Annotated in this window: 16 protein-coding genes; 12 read left to right on the top strand and 4 right to left on the bottom strand. The window is 68.4% G+C overall.

Features of this window, described 5'->3' with window-relative positions; genetic code table 11:
- Positions 1-27 precede the first annotated feature (27 nt).
- Together trxA and AncyloWKF20_RS14700 are read right to left on the bottom strand one after the other, a co-directional pair.
- Positions 28-951, bottom strand: a complete 924-nt coding sequence (gene trxA, locus AncyloWKF20_RS14705) for a thioredoxin (RefSeq protein ID WP_279314769.1) — start codon at positions 949-951, stop codon at positions 28-30.
- Positions 952-1,053: 102 nt separating this feature from the next.
- Entirely contained in the window at positions 1,054-1,602 is a 549-nt protein-coding gene (locus tag AncyloWKF20_RS14700) for a prolyl-tRNA synthetase associated domain-containing protein (protein WP_279314768.1), read from the bottom strand.
- A 245-nt stretch (positions 1,603-1,847) separates the two neighbouring features.
- Here AncyloWKF20_RS14700 and AncyloWKF20_RS14695 point away from each other — a divergent pair, with 245 nt between their 5' ends.
- Positions 1,848-2,651 (top strand): gamma-glutamyl-gamma-aminobutyrate hydrolase family protein, encoded by an 804-nt coding sequence (locus tag AncyloWKF20_RS14695; protein ID WP_279314767.1) that lies wholly within the window; start codon positions 1,848-1,850, stop codon positions 2,649-2,651.
- A 108-nt stretch (positions 2,652-2,759) separates the two neighbouring features.
- On the opposite strand, the gene AncyloWKF20_RS14690 is transcribed toward AncyloWKF20_RS14695, so the two are convergent.
- Positions 2,760-3,434, bottom strand: coding sequence for a GntR family transcriptional regulator (locus AncyloWKF20_RS14690; RefSeq protein ID WP_279314766.1), 675 nt, complete (start codon positions 3,432-3,434; stop codon positions 2,760-2,762).
- A gap of 137 nt (positions 3,435-3,571) precedes the next feature.
- On the opposite strand from AncyloWKF20_RS14690, the gene AncyloWKF20_RS14685 reads away from it, so the two are divergent.
- Positions 3,572-3,811 (top strand): Trm112 family protein, encoded by a 240-nt coding sequence (locus AncyloWKF20_RS14685; protein WP_267584726.1) that lies wholly within the window; start codon positions 3,572-3,574, stop codon positions 3,809-3,811.
- Between the two features lie 25 nt (positions 3,812-3,836).
- Here the strand turns inward: AncyloWKF20_RS14685 and AncyloWKF20_RS14680 are convergent, their stop codons facing one another.
- The gene (locus AncyloWKF20_RS14680) at positions 3,837-5,069 is read right to left on the bottom strand and encodes a ubiquinone biosynthesis hydroxylase (RefSeq protein WP_279314765.1); all 1,233 of its coding nucleotides are present in this window, start codon (positions 5,067-5,069) and stop codon (positions 3,837-3,839) included.
- A 214-nt stretch (positions 5,070-5,283) separates the two neighbouring features.
- On the opposite strand from AncyloWKF20_RS14680, the gene AncyloWKF20_RS14675 reads away from it, so the two are divergent.
- From AncyloWKF20_RS14675 to lysA, 10 genes are all read left to right on the top strand, one after another.
- A complete protein-coding gene (locus AncyloWKF20_RS14675; protein WP_279314764.1) occupies positions 5,284-6,186 on the top strand; it encodes an acyl-CoA thioesterase II in 903 nt (300 codons plus the stop codon).
- Positions 6,187-6,502: 316 nt separating this feature from the next.
- Positions 6,503-6,841, top strand: coding sequence for a P-II family nitrogen regulator (locus tag AncyloWKF20_RS14670; RefSeq protein ID WP_267584729.1), 339 nt, complete (start codon positions 6,503-6,505; stop codon positions 6,839-6,841).
- A 51-nt stretch (positions 6,842-6,892) separates the two neighbouring features.
- Positions 6,893-8,365, top strand: coding sequence for an ammonium transporter (locus tag AncyloWKF20_RS14665; RefSeq protein WP_279314763.1), 1,473 nt, complete (start codon positions 6,893-6,895; stop codon positions 8,363-8,365).
- Positions 8,366-8,585: 220 nt separating this feature from the next.
- Entirely contained in the window at positions 8,586-9,869 is a 1,284-nt protein-coding gene (locus AncyloWKF20_RS14660) for an aminotransferase class I/II-fold pyridoxal phosphate-dependent enzyme (RefSeq protein WP_279317982.1), read from the top strand.
- Between the two features lie 48 nt (positions 9,870-9,917).
- A complete protein-coding gene (locus tag AncyloWKF20_RS14655) occupies positions 9,918-12,533 on the top strand; it encodes a DNA translocase FtsK (protein ID WP_279314762.1) in 2,616 nt (871 codons plus the stop codon).
- A gap of 113 nt (positions 12,534-12,646) precedes the next feature.
- Positions 12,647-13,351, top strand: a complete 705-nt coding sequence (locus AncyloWKF20_RS14650) for an outer-membrane lipoprotein carrier protein LolA (protein WP_279314761.1) — start codon at positions 12,647-12,649, stop codon at positions 13,349-13,351.
- 135 nt (positions 13,352-13,486) lie between these two features.
- Positions 13,487-14,305 (top strand): exodeoxyribonuclease III, encoded by an 819-nt coding sequence (locus AncyloWKF20_RS14645; protein ID WP_279314760.1) that lies wholly within the window; start codon positions 13,487-13,489, stop codon positions 14,303-14,305.
- A 50-nt stretch (positions 14,306-14,355) separates the two neighbouring features.
- On the top strand, positions 14,356-14,850 hold the full coding sequence (locus AncyloWKF20_RS14640; RefSeq protein WP_279314759.1) for a hypothetical protein: 495 nt from the start codon (positions 14,356-14,358) through the stop codon (positions 14,848-14,850).
- Between the two features lie 39 nt (positions 14,851-14,889).
- A complete protein-coding gene (locus AncyloWKF20_RS14635; RefSeq protein WP_347710377.1) occupies positions 14,890-15,147 on the top strand; it encodes a lipoprotein in 258 nt (85 codons plus the stop codon).
- Between the two features lie 57 nt (positions 15,148-15,204).
- A complete protein-coding gene (gene lysA / locus AncyloWKF20_RS14630) occupies positions 15,205-16,473 on the top strand; it encodes a diaminopimelate decarboxylase (RefSeq protein ID WP_279314757.1) in 1,269 nt (422 codons plus the stop codon).
- Positions 16,474-16,534 lie beyond the last annotated feature (61 nt).

The raw sequence follows: 16,534 nt of genomic DNA, 5'->3' as shown, positions 1-16,534 counted from the left end.
GGGCTCCTTGAAGCGGGTGTGGAAGGATCAGGCGAACAGGATCGAGGAGAGGCGCCGGCGCCCGGCAATGGTGTGCTCGTCCGTCGGGCCCCAGGCCTCGAAGAACTGCACCAGCTGCTTGCGCGCGCCGTCGTCGTTCCAGGTCCGGTCCTTGCGGACAATGGAGAGCAGGTGGTCGGCCGCTTCCTCGCGCTTGCCACGCGCGTTCAGCGCCACGGCGAGGTCGAAGCGGGCCTGATGGTCGAGCGGATTGGCCGCGACCTTGGCTTCCAGCTCACGCACATCGCCGAGCGCGGCGGCAGCCTCTTCCAGCTCGATGGCGGCGCGCACGGCGGCAAGGCCCGAATCATTGGCGGCGGTCTCGGGCGCCAGCGCCAGCGTCGCCTTGGCCTGATCGAGATTGCCAGCGGTGAGCTGGGTCTTGGCGAGGCCGGCGAGCGCCTTGAGGTTGGCGGGCTCCTCGGCCAGCACGGCGGCGAAGATCTCGGCCGCGCCGACGAGGTCGCCCTCCGCCAGCGCCGCCTCGGCGGAGGCCAGCACGTCGGCGATGTCGCCGCCGCCCGCGCCCTGCACGAGACGGTCGACCAGCGCCTTGATCTGGGTTTCCGGCTGCGCCCCCATGAAGCCATCGACCGGCTGGCCGTTGACGAAGGCATAGACGGTGGGCAGCGACTGGATGCCGAGCTGCTGGGCGACGGCGGGGTGCTCGTCCGTGTTCATCTTGGCGAGGCGCACCTTGCCCTTGGCCGCACGCACCACCTTCTCGATGATCGGGGTGAGCTGGCGGCACGGCCCGCACCAAGGCGCCCAGAAATCGACCAGCACCGGGCGGGTGCGGGATTCCTCGACCACGTCCTTCATGAAGCTCCGGGTCGTGACATCGATCACGACATCGTCGCCGGCCGGCGTGGCCCCGTTCTCGGCCGGGTTGGCGGGCTGGTTCAGCAGCATGGGTGTCGTCCTCGCAATCCTTGTCGCCGGCTCAGCGCGGGTTCCGGCGCCGCTCTAACATGGTTGGTCGGTGCATGAATGCAACCGTTTCGAGAGGCGCGATCAGGCCGGGTCGCCCTCGGCCTCCTCCGCCCGGCGCGGCACGGCGAGGATGAGCGGCTCATGGCCGGTGGCGCGCAGGAAGCGCACCAGATCCTCGCGCGCGATGGTCGTCGTGGCGGTGTTGATCAGCGGGTGGCAGTTGATCTCGGCGTGCTCCATCAGCGCGGCATCGAGCACGACGGTGACGCGGCCGGCCGTATCGTTCACCGGGCCGAAAGCGGTCACCGCGCCGGGCTTCACGCCCAGCACCTCTTCCAGCAGCTCTGCGCTGCCGAAGGAGAGCCGGCTCGCCGCGCCGAGCGGGCCGTGCAGGCTCTTGAGGTCGACCCGCGCCTCCTCCTCCACCACGACGAGGAAGAGATTGCCCTTCTTGTCCTTCAGGAACAGGTTCTTGGTGTGCCCGCCGGCAATGTCGCCGCGCAGCGCCTGCGAATCCTCCACCGTGTAGAGCGGGGGATGCTCCACCGTGCGCGTGGCGATGCCGAGATCGGCGAGGCGGGCGAACAGGTCGGCGGCGGTCAGCGGTGCGGCGGTCAGAGGTTCGGTCATGGCAGCTTCCGGCGGGGTGCGTGCCCCGCTTCTAGAGCCGCCGACGCCCGGCCGGCAAGGGGAACCGCACGCCCACTGTGCCGCGGCCCGCTGCGCTGGGCCGGCTCCTTACCAGAACGGCGCCGATTGCATGGCTCGACCTGCGGCTGCCGGTTGACAGGCGCGGTGCGCCGATCCCACATCGGGGGACGGCAGGGCAAAGCCCGCGCCGCCGGCACGAGGTCGGTAAGTCAGGATCGAGCATCATGCGTCCAGTCATCGGCGTGATCAGCGACGTGAAGACCATCAATGGTCAGGTCACGCACGGGGTCACGGAAAAGTACATCTACGCGGTCGCGCGCGGCGCGCAGGCCATGCCGGTGCTCATTCCCGGCACCATTTCGGCGGTCGACGCCGCCATGGCGCCCGAGCGCGTGGTGATCGAGGAGATCCTCGATCTCGTCGACGGCATCTTCCTGCCGGGCAGCCCGTCCAATGTCGGCCCGCATCATTATGGCGACCGCCCGCACGATCCGCCGCTGCCGGCCGATCCCCACCGCGACGACATCTCGCTGCCGCTCATCACCGCGGCGCTGAAGCGCGGCGTGCCGCTGTTCGGCGTGTGCCGGGGCTTTCAGGAGATGAATGTCGCGTTCGGCGGCACGCTGTTCCAGAAGCTCTATGAGCAGGAAGGCCGCTTTGACCATCGCGAGGATTCCACCCTGGACCTGAACGGCCAGTACGCGCCGGTGCACGATGTCGCGCTCACCCCCGGCGGCCTGCTGGCGGGTCTGGCCGGCGCGGAGACATGGCGGGTGAACTCGCTGCACGGCCAGGGCGTTGCGACGCTGGCGCCCGGTCTCGATGTCGAGGCCAAGGCGCCGGACGGCACCATCGAGGCGTTCCGCGTGCCCAATACGCCGGGCTTCAACCTCGCCATCCAGTGGCACCCGGAATGGCGCTTCTGGGAGGACAAGCTCTCCACCGGCGTCTTCACCGCCTTCGGCGCTGCCGCCCGGCTCTATGCCGAGGAGCGCCGCGGCAACCCGAAGCTGAAGGCGACGGGCTGAGAGTTCTGAAGGCTGTCATCCCGGACGGCCGAAAGGCCGATCCGGGATCGCTTCACGAATTGGGAGCGATCCCGGCTCTCGCTGCGCTCGGCCGGGATGACGAGGGCTCTACCCCAGCCGCGCCATGAGATGGCCGATGCCGTCGCGGATGTCGGCCTCGATGGCCCGGCGTAGCTCGGCCTCGTCCTTCGCCTCCAGCGCGGTCAGTGCCTGCACGTGGCGGTCGACCGGGTAATGCGTCTCCAGATCCTCCAGCGCGAGGCGCATGAACGGGCCGATCTGCAGCCACACCGATTCGATCAGCGGCAGCAGAACATTGTCCGGCCGCCCGCCATAAAGCGCGCCGTGGAAGGCGAGGTTGGTCTCGATCATCGCCTCGACGTCGTTCGCCTCGACCGCCGCGTCGGAATCCCGGTTGAGCGCGTGCAGGCGGCGCATGAAGATCTTGTCCGCCACGGGCACGGCGCGCGCGGCCGCCTCGCATTCCAGCAACGTGCGGGTCGCCACCAGTTCCTCGAAGCGGCGGGCGGTCATTTCCGGCACGCGCACCCGGCGATTGTCGAGCAGCACCAGCGCCCGCTCGGCCACCAGCCGGCGCAGCGCCTCGCGCACCGGCATGGCGGAGACGCCTAGCGCCTCGGCGAGGCCACGGATCGTCACCGCCTGGCCGGGCGGGAAGCGCCCGCTCATCACCGAGCGGCGCAGCCGGCGGAACACCCATTGCTGCACCGTCTCGCCATGCAGGCGCGGCTCAAAGACGAGATCGAGCGGGGACGTGTCCATGGCGGCTCGCGGAAGGGCAGGGCAAGGAGGGTGGCGCGGGTGAGGTGAGCGGCGGGTGACGTGAGAATGTCAGCCGGCTGCGTTATATAGCGCAGTTGAGGCGTCCCGCACGCCGAACCGACACGGGGAGAACATCCATGGCCGATACCGACCTCCAGCCGACCGGCCGCGCCGGCTATGAGCTCGATCCCAAGCTTCTGGAGATCCTGGTGTGCCCGGTCACCAAGGCGCCGCTGGATTATGACCGCGAGTCGCGCGAGCTGATCTCCCGGCCGGCGCGCCTCGCCTACCCGATCCGCGATGGCATCCCGATCATGCTGGCGGACGAGGCCCGCTCGCTGACCGAGGACGAAGCCGAGCGCCGCTGGGGCGCCTGAGCGGCCCCCGCGCTTCGCCCTGCCTTCAGAGCGCTTCGCCGCGCAGCAGACGCGGGGCCTGGCCGACAATGCCGGCGGCGTCGCGGATGAAGAAGTCCTTCAGCCGCGGCAGGCGCTCGACCACGCCCAGCCCGACATCGCGCACCAGCCGGGCAATGTCGTTGCGCTGGCCGAACAGCCGGTTCAGCCCGTCGGTCGCCACGCCCATGGTCAGCGTGTCGAAACGCCGCCAGCGCTGGTAGCGCTCCAGCACGTCCGGTCCGCCAATATCGAGGCCGAGCCGCGCGGCGTCCGTCACCGTCTCGGCGAGGGCGGCGACGTCGCGCAAGCCCATATTGATGCCCTGCCCGGCGATGGGGTGGATGGTGTGCGCGGCGTCGCCCACCAGCGCGAGGCGCTCGGCGACGAAGTGCCGCGCCATCTGGAAGCCGAGCGGGAAGGCCTTGGGCTCGTCAAGGATCTCCAGCGCGCCCCATTCCAGCCCGAAGCGCCGCTCCAGCTCGTCGAGCAGCAGGATGCGCGGCAGGCGCAGCAGGCTCTGCGCGGTCTCGGTGGTCTCGGTCCAGACGATGGAGGAGCGGTTGCCGGTGAGCGGCAGGATGGCGAAGGGGCCGGCCGGCAGGAAATGCTCGATCGCCTTGCCCTCATGCGGGCGCTCATGGCCGACCGTCAGCACGATGGCCGACTGCTTGTAGGACCAGCCGACCACGCCGATGCCGGCCATGGCCCGGAGCTTCGAGCGCCCGCCATCGCAGGCGGCGAGCAGCGCCGCGCGGGCGCCCGCGCCGTCCGACAGCGTCACATCCACCGCGCCCGGCCGCGCCGCATAGGCGGCGATGCCGGCGGGGATGAGGGCGATACCGCGCGCGCGGGCGAGCTCGGTCATGGCGTCCTGCAGCACCGCGTTCGGCACCATATGGGCGAAGGGCTCGCCCGGCGCGACCTCGCCGTCGAAGGACAGGAACACCGGACGCGCCGCGTCGGTGAGCTTGGAATCGGTGATCTCCATGGCGAGCATGGGCTGCGCCTGCCCGGCGATTGCCTCCCACACGCCCAGAGTCTCGAACAGGCGCCGCGCCCCGGCGGCGAAGGCGGAGGCGCGCATGTCGCTGCTCTTCACCTGTGCGCGGGCGAACACCGGGTCGACAACGGCGAGCCGGGCGCTGTCGCCCAGCCCCTGGCGCAGCGCGAGGGCGAGGGTGAGCCCGGCGAGCCCGCCGCCGGCGATCACCGCGTCGTAAGCCTGCGTCTGCTCCATGGTCCTTCTCCTTCGCGCCATCATCCCGGCCGATGCAACCGGTTCTACCGCCCCGCGCCCCACGCTTCACTACGCAGGAGCCCGGAGCCCGGACCGGTGCCGCCGATGGCCCCATGCGCGGTGCATTGTGCGCCGCCCCTCCTATGCCTTAGCTACGGGGAGGGGACAATGCGCCACCGCTTGTCCCTCCGCCGCCACAGCCGGAGCCGCCGCCATGAGTCCGTCCGACGCCACGTCGCCCGCTTCCGGCCCCACCGGGTCCAGCACTGCCGAACTCGTCGACCTGCTCGATCTCGAAACCCTTGAGGTCAATCTGTTCCGCGGCAGCAACCCGCCGGAATCCTGGCCGTTCCGCACGCGGGTGTTTGGCGGGCAGGTTCTGGCGCAGGCGCTGGTCGCCGCCCAGCGCACGGTCGACCTCGCGGCCCATTCGCTGCACGCCTATTTTCTGCTGGCCGGCGATCCGGCGGCGCCGATCCTCTACGAGGTCGAGCGCGTGCGCGACGGGCGCTCCTTCGCCACACGGCGCACCGTGGCGATCCAGCACGGGCGGCCGATCTTCATCATGTCGGTGTCGTTCCACCGCGAGGAGCCCGGCCTCGACCATCAGCTCGATCTCGAGGGCGAGGTGCCGGGGCCGGAGGGCGTGCCCGGCATTCACGACCTTCCCGAAAGCGTGCTGGCTGGCCTGCCGGAGCCGGTGCGCGCCTATTGGTTGCGCCCGCGCCCGATCGAGCTCAAGCCCATCGGCCTTGGCGAGCGGCGCAGCGTGCCGCGCCGCATGGTTTGGTTCCGCGCCGCGCAGGCGCTGCCGGACGATCCGGCGCTGCACCGGGCCGTGCTGGCCTATGCCACCGACATGACGCTGCTCGAGGCCACCACCGTCGTTCACGGCACCAGCGTGCTGGGCGCGGGCATCCAGGCCGCCAGCCTCGACCACGCCTTGTGGCTGCACCGCCCGTTCCGCGCCGATGGCTGGCTGCTCTATGTCCAGGACAGCCCGAGCGCCTCCGGCGCGCGGGGATTGGCGCGCGGATTGATCTACGACCGGGCCGGGCGGCTCATCGCTTCCGTGGCGCAGGAAGGGCTTATCCGCCCGGTTGGTCAGGCCGGCTGACGCGCTCTGCCTAAAAATGCGGCGCCGTGTGTCAATTTCTGGGCGCCGCCTTAGGGCATGAATCGCCGCCGATCAAGAATTGTGCACCGTGGCACCGCCCATGCCGGGCTGAATCGGGGCGCCGCCCCTGCCTGCGCGGCCTCCGCACGCCCCTCGCAAGGCATCAAAGGGTTGTCCTGCCTCGGTTGGCACGCGAATTGATTCCCTCTCCCCGGATTGACCGAAAGGGTCGGGAGTAAGCCCGCCTGGCCGAGTCCGACATGAAACGCCCGGGACCTGATGTGCATGGGTCCGGGGCCAAGCGGGGACAGGAACCATGAAGATCGTCATGGCTATCATCAAGCCTTTCAAGCTTGAGGAAGTCCGGGATGCGCTCACTGGTATCGGTGTGCACGGACTGACCGTCACGGAAGTGAAGGGATATGGCCGCCAGAAGGGCCACACCGAAATCTACCGTGGCGCCGAATATGCGGTGAGCTTCCTTCCGAAGCTCAAGATCGAGGTCGCCGTGGCCTCGGAGAACGTGTCCAAGGTCATCGACGCCATCACCACCTCGGCGAAGACCGGCCAGATCGGCGACGGAAAGATCTTCGTCTACGCGATCGACCAGGCCGTTCGCATCCGCACCGGCGAGACCGACGCCGACGCGCTCTGAGCCAGCGCCATTGATCCCGATCTTTTCCGATTGCGACGGAGCATTGAACCCATGACGACGAAGAAGTGGATGAGCGCGGGTCTTCCCGCGCTGGCGGTGACGGCGCTGGCTTCGGCCGCCGCTTTCGCCCAGGACGCGGCGGTTGCCGCGGCGCCGGCGGCGCCGACCATCAACAAGGCCGATACGACCTGGATGCTGCTTAGCACCATCCTCGTGCTGATGATGGCCGTTCCCGGCCTCGCCCTGTTCTATGGCGGCCTGGTGCGCGCCAAGAACTTCCTCTCGGTGATCGCGCAGGTCTTCTATTCGGTCTGCATCGTCACGATCATCTGGTTCGCCTATGGCTACAGCCTCGCCTTCACCGGCGGCTCGTCCTTCATCGGCGGCTTCTCCAAGGCCTTCCTGCACGGCGTGACGCTGGAATCGCTCGGCGCGACCTTCTCGGTCGGCGTGGCGATCCCCGAGCTGGTGTTCGTCGTCTTCCAGCTGACCTTCGCCGCCATCACCCCGGCGCTGATCATTGGCGCCTTCGCCGAGCGCATCAAGTTCTCGGCCATCGTGCTGTTCATCCCGCTCTGGGTGACCTTGATCTACTTCCCGATGGCCCACATGGTTTGGTACTGGGCCGGCCCGGATGCGATTGATGCCGCTGCCAAGGCTGTTGCCGCCGCGACCGATCCGGCCGCCAAGGAGGCCGCGCAGGCCGCCCTCGACGCCATCCTCGCCGATACCGGCCTGATCTTCTCCTTCGGCGCCATCGACTTCGCCGGCGGCACCGTCGTTCACATCAATGCGGGTATTGCCGGTCTCGTCGGCGCCCTGATCATCGGCAAGCGCACCGGCTACGGCAAGGAGCTGATGCCTCCCCACTCGCTGCCCTTCGCGCTGGTCGGCACCGCCCTTCTGTGGGTCGGCTGGTTCGGCTTCAACGCCGGCTCCAACCTCGAAGCCGCCCCGCTCACCGTCCTCGCCGTGCTCAACACCTTCGTGGCTCCGGCCGCGGCGGCTCTGGGCTGGGCGCTGGTCGAGTGGCTGGCCAAGGGCAAGCCGAGCCTGCTCGGTCTCGCCTCGGGCGTCGTCGCCGGCCTCGTGGCCGTCACCCCGGCGGCGGGCTTCGCCGGCCCGATGGGCTCCATCGTGCTCGGCTTCGTCACCGGCATCATCTGCTTCTTCTTCTGCACCACGGTGAAGAACGCGCTGGGCTATGACGACAGCCTCGACGTGTTCGGCGTCCATGGCGTGGGCGGCATCGTCGGCGCCATCGGCACCGGCATCCTGGTCAGCCCCGCCCTCGGCGGCACCGGCATCTATGACTACGTCGCCGGCGCGGTTGCTCCCTACGACATGGCCACCCAGGTCACGGCGCAGATCAAGGGCGTGCTGGTCACGCTGGTGTGGTCGGGCGTCGGCTCCGCGATCCTGTTCTGGATCGTCAACATCATCGTCGGCCTGCGTCCGTCGGTGGAGAAGGAGCGCGAGGGTCTCGACATCGTCGATCACGGCGAGCGCGCCTATCACAGCTGATCGGGCTCCGGCGCTCCCGCGCCGGGCGCCTCCCGCTTCTCACGCGGCTCGAACCCCGGCGCTCACGCGCCGGGGTTTTTCGTTGGATCGGCGCGTCGCGTGCCGCATCCCCGGCCAAATCCATGCGCATGGTTAAGAACGCCTTTACCGCGGGCGCGCTATCCTGACGGGAAGACCCCGCATTCCGCGGGCGTGCCGGAACCGTTTCGTGACCGACCCTGTGCGCCATGGCGACGCCCGCCACCCCTCTCCCTCGGCTGCCGATTCACCGGCGGCCTCGTCGCCGGCTGGCGCCTCCCCGGCGAGCGATGCCGGCCCGACCGCGCGCTCGCCCTTCATCCGCCTCAACGAATTGCTGGCCGACATCACGCCCGGCAAGACGCCGCTCAGCCTTGCCGTCGGCGAGCCGCGCCACGCCATGCCCGGTTTCGTCGGCGAGGTGCTCGCCCGCCATCTCGACGGTTTCGGCCGCTACCCCGCCGGCAAGGGCCTGCCCGAGTTCCGCCGCGCGGCCGCCGACTGGTTCGCCCGTCGTTACACGCTGCCGCGTCCGCTCGATGCCGAGCGTGAGGTGCTGGTGCTCAACGGGTCGCGCGAGGGCCTGTTCTTCGCCGCCCTGATGGCGCGCCGCCTCGCCTCGCCGCGCAAGCAGGCACAGCTTGCCGACGCCGCCCCAGTGGTGCTGTTGCCCAACCCGTTCTACGCCGCCTATGGCGCGGGCGCCGAGGCCGCCGGCTGCGAGAGCGTCTCGCTGCCGCTGCCGCCGGGCGGGGGCTGGCTGCCCGATCTCGACGCGCTCGACCCCGCTGTGCTCGACCGCGCCATCGCCATCTATTTCGCCTCGCCCGCCAACCCGCAGGGCACCATCGCCCCGCGTGCCTATCTGGAGCGGCTGGTCGCGCTGTGCCGCCGGCACGAGGTGATGGTCTTCGCCGACGAGTGTTATTCGGAGATCTGGCTGGGCGAGGCGCCGCCGACCGGCATCCTTGAGGTCGCCGGACCCGATTATGCCGGCGTCGTCGCCTTCAATTCGCTGTCGAAGCGCTCCAGCCTGCCCGGGCTGCGGCTCGGCTTCTGCGCCGGTGATGGCCGCTTCCTGGAAGCCTTCGGCGATTTCCGCAATGTGGCGGCGCCGCAGGTGCCCGAGCCCCTGCAGCATGTCGGCATCGCCGCGCTGGCGGACGAGGCGCATGTGAGCGCCAGCCGCGCCCTCTACGCCGCCAAATTCGACGTGGCCGACCGGCTGCTCGCCGGACGCTTCGGCTATCAGCGGCCCGATGGCGGCTTCTTCCTCTGGCTCGACGTGGCCGAGCTCGGGGGCGGCGAGGCGGCCTGCCGCCGGCTCTGGCAGCGGGAGGGGCTGCGCACCGTGCCCGGCGGCTATCTGTGCCGCAGCGAGGCGGACGGGCGCAACCCGGGCGAGACCTATCTGCGCATCGCGCTCGTTCACGACCTCGCCACGACCGAGGCGGCGCTCGCGCGCCTTCTCGCCGGGCTGGGCTGACGGGCCATCGAAAGGGCGGGCGAGAGCATGGGCCGGACACAGACGACGATGCGGGCGCCGCGCCTCGAACCGGAGGCGCCTCGCGCCGCCCGCGCCCCCCGCAAGGGCGGTGGCGGCGCGGCCTCCGCTCCGCCGGCGGCGCCCACGCGCGCGCCCCGCCGCCGGCAGAAAGTCGGCGGTTTCCTGCCCGAGGAGGTGAAGGGTGTCCTGGGTCGCCGGGCCGAGGAACTGATCGGTCTGACGCTCCTGATTGGCGCGATCGTCCTCCTCACTGCACTCATTAGCTGGTCCGCCGACGACCCGAGTCTGAGCCGTTCCAGCGCCGCCGCGCCGGCCAATCTGCTAGGCCTGCCCGGCGCCGTGATGGCCGATCTCATCATCCAGCTCTTCGGTCTGGCCGCCCTCGCCTTTGTTCTGCCGATCGGTATCTGGGGGTGGCTCTCCCTCACGCACCGGCGGCCTAACCGCTTGCGTCCTCGCTTCTTTTGCTGGATTGCCGGCCTGGTCTTCGCCAGCGGCTTCGCCGGTTGCCTGCCCCGTTTCGGGGCCTGGCCGCTGCCGATCGGGCTCGGCGGCGTGCTGGGCGAGGGCGTGCTCGCCATCCCCGATGCGCTGCGCTCCAACTGGCTCGGCACCTTCGACTATGCCGTGGTCGGCGCGCTCTGCCTGTTCGGCATGGTGCTGACCCTGCCCATCGCCCTCGGCATGGGCCTGCGTTCGGCGCAAGTATCTGACGACTATAACGAATCGAACGAGTTCGAGGATGACGAGCCCGGCCGGCTGGCCTTCCTGATCGGCATGGCAACCCATGGGTTCCTCAATCTGAGGGCCCGGTTCTCCAGCCGCAACCGCCGGTCTACCCGCGAGCGCCCCAAGCGCAACTTGCTCGCGCGCCTGCTGGGCATCGGCGCGGAGGAGGTAGAAAATTACCGACCCTCCGCGCGGCTCGAGCCAAATTTCCACGACCGCGTCGAACTGCCGGGCATTGATACGGCGGGCTTTGCCAGCGATCTCGGGCCGCTGGATGACGAGCCTTTCGAGACGCCACCCGCTCCCATCGCTGCGCCAGCGGCAGCTCCTGGTCGCCGCCCGCCGCTGCGCTCGATCCGAGGCGGGCGTGCCGCGCTGGAGGAACAGCGCCGGCGCTATATGCTTCCCCCGCTTGATCTTTTGACGCCCGCCGCCGCCCGCAGCGGGCCCGCTTTGTCGCGCGAGATGCTCGACCAGAACGCCCGCGATCTCGAGGGCGTGCTGGAGGATTTCGGCGTGCGCGGCGCCATCGTCAATGCGCGCCCCGGTCCTGTGGTAACATTGTACGAGCTGGAACCGGCACCCGGCATCAAATCGAGCCGTGTCATCGGTCTCGCCGACGACATTGCCCGCTCCATGAGCGCCGTCTCGGCCCGCGTCGCGGTGATCCCCGGCAAGAACGCCATCGGCATCGAGCTGCCAAACCCCAAGCGCGACAAGGTCTTGCTGCGCGAGATCGTCGGCGCCAAGGATTTCGGCGAGGCCGCACACAAGCTCGCCATCGCGCTCGGCAAGACCATTGGTGGCGAGCCGGTGATCGTCGATCTCGCCCGTATGCCGCATCTCTTGGTCGCCGGCACCACCGGCTCGGGCAAGTCGGTCGCCATCAACACCATGATCCTGTCGCTGCTCTACCGCCACCGGCCCGAGCAGTGCCGCCTCATCATGATCGACCCGAAAATGCTGGAACTGTCCGTCTATGACGGTATCCCGCACCTCCTCTCTCCCGTCGTCACCGATCCCAAGAAGGCGGTGGTCGCCCTCAAATGGGCGGTGCGCGAGATGGAGGAGCGCTACAAGAAGATGTCCAAGGTCGGCGTGCGCAACATTGACGGCTTCAACGCCCGCGTCGCCGAGGCCATCGCCAAGGGTGAACAGATCGTCCGCACCGTCCAGACCGGCTTCGACCGCGAAACCGGCGAGGCGATCTATGAGCGCGAGGAGATGGACCTCTCGCCCATCCCCTACATCGTCATCGTCGTCGACGAGATGGCGGATCTGATGATGGTGGCTGGCAAGGACATTGAAGGCGCGATCCAGCGCCTCGCCCAGATGGCCCGTGCCGCCGGTATCCACCTGATCATGGCGACCCAGCGCCCGTCGGTCGATGTCATCACCGGCACCATCAAGGCGAACTTCCCGACCCGCATCTCCTTCCAGGTGACTTCGAAGATCGATAGCCGCACCATTCTCGGCGAGATGGGTGCCGAGCAGCTGCTGGGACAAGGCGACATGCTCTACATGGCCGGCGGCGGGCGTATCTCGCGCGTCCACGGGCCCTTCGTCTCCGACCAGGAAGTCGAGCGCATCGTCGAGCACCTCAAGGCGCAGGGGGCGCCCGATTATCTCGATGCCGTTACCGCCGACCCCGACGAGGAGGGCGAGGATGGTGCGGTGTTCGACAAGGGGGGGATGGCGGCGGAGGAGGGCGGCGACCTCTACTCGCAGGCGGTCGCGGTGGTGATGCGCGACAAGAAGTGCTCCACCTCCTACATCCAGCGCCGGCTGCAGATCGGGTATAATCGTGCCGCTTCCCTCGTCGAGCGCATGGAGCGCGAGGGCCTTGTCGGCCCGTCCAACCATGCCGGCAAGCGCGAGATCTTGATCGAACCGGGCGAGGGCGACAGTTATTGACCGGGCGTCGGGGCGCCCCGCCCCGCGGCAGGGCCACAGGATCGCCACAGCGGGGTTCTAACCCTGCGACCTACCGTCAACCGCGTCGCGCCGCGCGACCGCAGCGAGGCATCATGCGCCATCTCACCGTGCTTAGCGTCGCCTCCCTCCTTGCCGCGCTGACCGTCGGCAGCGCGCTCGCGCAGGTGCCGGCTCCGCCCTTCGCGCCCGCGAAGAAGCCGGCCGCCCCCGCCGCGACGGCAACGAAGCCGGCGGAGGATCCGAACATCCAGATGTCGGCGAATGCCGGCCAGCAGGCCGCCGCCGTCACGGTTCAGCGAATCAACGACTACTTCAACAGCTTCCGGGCGATGAGCGGCAATTTCGTGCAGGTGGACCCGGACGGGACGCGGCGCGAGGGCGAGTTCTACATTCTGAAGCCCGGCCGCGTGCTGTTCGAATACGCCGCGCCGAGCCCGATCGAGCTGGTGGCCGATGGCCGTTCCGTCGCGGTGCGTGACAAGCGGCTGAAGACGCAGGACATCACCCCGCTCTCGGCCACGCCGCTGCGCTTCCTGCTGGCGGAGAATTTTGACCTCGCCCGCAACGCCAATGTCACCGGCGTCTACCAGGACGACATCTTCGCGACCGTGGTGATCGAGGAGAAGCAGCCAATGGTGGGCACGTACCGGCTGATGATCATGTTCGACGCCAAGACCATGCAGCTCAAGCAGTGGACGGTGACGGACCCGCAGGGCTACGACACCACGGTGGCGGTCTCGAACCTCAACACCAGCGAGCGGCCCGACCCGATGTTGTTCGTCATCAACCGCGATTGACGAGACGCGCCATCGGGCGCGCGACGCAGCGTCGTTCGGACTGTTGGAAGCCGGCATTTTGGATGAGCGAAGGGCAGGCGCTTTCGCGCAAAATGCTCTAGGGTCGCGCGCGCTTTATTCGAGGACGTCCCGCCCGTGCCGCTGACCATCGCTACCTGGAACATCAATTCGGTGCGCCTGCGCATCGAGCTCGTCGCCAAGCTTGCGGCCGAACACCAGCCGGATGTCATCTGCCTGCAGGAGACCAAGACGCCGGATGACCGCTTCCCGCTCAAGGACGCGGCCCGGTTCGGCTACCCGCATGCGGCGATCCACGGCCAGAAGGGCTATCACGGCGTCGCCATCCTCTCGAAGCGCCCCTTCCAGGCGGTGACCCGGCAGGGCTTCTGCGACATGGGCGATGCCCGCCACATCTCGGTGGTGCTGGGCGCTGAGGCGGGGCTTGCCGCGCCGCTGACCATCCACAATTTCTACATTCCGGCGGGCGGCGACATTCCCGACCCGGAGGTGAACGACAAGTTCCGGCACAAGCTCGCCTTTCTGGATGAGGCCACCGCCTGGGAGGCGCTCCACCCGACGGCGCCGGACGCCCGCTCGGTGCTGGTGGGCGATCTCAACATCGCACCGCTGGAAGCGGATGTGTGGAGCCACAAGCAGCTCCTCGACGTGGTCAGCCATACGCCGATCGAGGTCGAGAAGCTGGGTCGCCTGCAGGGGGCGGGCAACTGGGTGGACGTGATGCGCAATTTCGTCCCGCCGCAGGAGAAGCTCTACACGTGGTGGAGCTACCGCGCCGCCGATTGGGAGGCCTCCAATCGCGGCCGTCGGCTCGATCATGTGTGGGCGACCCCCGCGCTCGCCCCGTCTGCGCGCGCGATGACCGTGGTGCGCGAGGCGCGCAGCTGGGAGCGGCCTTCCGATCACGTTCCGGTGGTCGTGACCTTCGACGCGTGAGTCGGGCATTAGTTTCCAGCGTGTATGCTGACATCCTGCTATAAGGCGTTATGGCAAACGAACTGCAGGTAAGTCAGTCGCACCGGAAGCTCGTGGCCGACTTGGTTGAGGGTCTCTCTTTTAAGGAAAGGGTTGCTGTCCACTCATGGGCAGTCGGTCTTGTTGACGTTGGGCGATCTGATGTCTCTCGGACGAAAAAGGCTTGGGCGGCTCTTTCCTTGACCCTCGCGAGCGAGATTGTTTGGCCAGCCGTCAAGATGGCTGCCAGAAAGACCAAGCAGCTGGGTTGGGATCAACGTAGCCGAACAGCACGCGCTATGTTTGCTGCCTCGGGCATCGGATTGGCGGTCTTTGGAGGACAAAATGCTGGTTTGGCCGCCCTCGGTACTGCGGTCGCGATCCCGCTTTGGGTGGTCTTGGGGTCTGGTGCCGCATTTGCCAATTTGCTGATTGAGGAGATAGTTCGGCGGAATACAGACCAGAAGCTAGACGTTAAGACGACTTATAGCGTCATCGAAGCGGATCTTGCTAAATTGCCAGACTGACCGTCTCCTTTCTCGCCTTTCGCGGCACTGCGTTATAGGTTGCGCCGCTGTTCGCTACCCACGCCGTTTCCTGCCGAACCGAGGTCGCCCTTGTCTCGTCCACGCTCTTTTCTCCGCGTTGCCGGTATCGCCGTTCTGATGGGGGGAGCCCTGGCGCTCGCGGGCTGCGGCGTGCGAGGGCCGCTGGAGCCGCCGCCGGATTCCGCGCTCGGCCAGCCCGGCCCGGATGGCAAGATGCCGAAGGACACCGGCCCGGTGAAGCCGAACAAACCGTTCATCCTCGACCCGCTTCTCTGAGCCGACCGCCTTTCTGCGCCGATCTCGCGCCCGACCCCGCGCTCCCGAGCCAAAACGATGCATCATTTCGCCTATCGCGACGGTGTTCTCCATGCGGAGGACGCCAACCTTCTCGACATCGCGCGGGACGTCGGCACGCCCTTCTATGTCTATTCCACGGCGACGCTGGAGCGGCACCACCGGGTGTTCACGCAGGCCTTCGCCGATACGCGCACCACGCTCTGCTACGCGCTGAAGGCCAATTCCAACCAAGCGGTTATCCGCACCCTCGCCAAGCTCGGCGCCGGCGCGGACATCGTCTCGGGCGGCGAGCTCAAGCGCGCGCTGGCGGCGGGCGTCGATCCGCACAAGATCGTGTTCTCCGGCGTCGGCAAGACGCGTGAGGAGATGGCGGCGGCGCTCGATGCCGGCATCATGTGCTTCAATGTGGAGAGCGAGCCGGAGCTGCTGACGCTGTCCGAGGTCGCGGTGAGTCATGGCGTCGCCGCGCCGATCTCGATCCGCGTCAACCCGGATGTCGACGCCAAGACCCACGCCAAGATCTCGACCGGCAAGTCGGAGAACAAGTTCGGCATCCCGGTGTCGCGCGCCCGCGAGGTCTATGCCCATGCGAGCGCGCTGCCGGGCCTGCGCATCACTGGCGTCGACATGCATATCGGCAGCCAGATCACCGATCTCGAACCCTTCGACAACGCCACGGCACTGCTGGCCGAGCTGGCCCGCGACCTGATGGCGGATGGCCACCGGCTGACCCATCTCGATCTCGGCGGCGGGCTGGGCGTGCCTTATGTGGCCGGCGAGGCCGAGCCGCCGCTGCCCTCCGCCTATGCCGCGTTGGTGAAGCGCCACACGCATAATCTCGGACTTGGCCTCGTCTTCGAGGTTGGCCGGATGCTGGTGGCGAATGCCGGCATCCTGGTCACGCGCGTGATCTATGTGAAGGAAGGCGCGGGCAAGCACTTCGTCATCGTCGATGCCGCGATGAACGATCTGATCCGGCCGACGCTGTACGACGCTCATCACGAAATTTTGCCCATCCGCGAAGCGTCGTCCGACGGTAGCTCGATGGTGGCGGATGTCGTCGGGCCGGTGTGTGAAACCGGCGATTTCCTGGCGCTCGGGCGGCGCCTGCCGTCACTCCGGGCAGGCGATCTCGTCGCCGTCATGACCGCCGGCGCCTATGGCGCTGTGCAGGCCTCGACCTACAACACGCGCGCGCTGGTGCCGGAAGTGCTGGTGAAGGGCGGGGATTTCGCGGTGGTGCGCCCGCGCGTCGAGGTCGAGCAGCTCATCGCGCTCGACCGCGTGCCGGCCTGGCTGGCCTGAACAGGCCCGCCATATTCCCGGCGCCTCCCGGGCTCACGATCTGATGATGTCTTGGGCCCGC

Source organism: Ancylobacter sp. WKF20, from assembly GCF_029760895.1.
Classification (GTDB): domain Bacteria; phylum Pseudomonadota; class Alphaproteobacteria; order Rhizobiales; family Xanthobacteraceae; genus Ancylobacter.
Note: the sequence above shows the minus strand (reverse complement) of the source record. Positions and strands in the feature narration are given on the sequence as shown.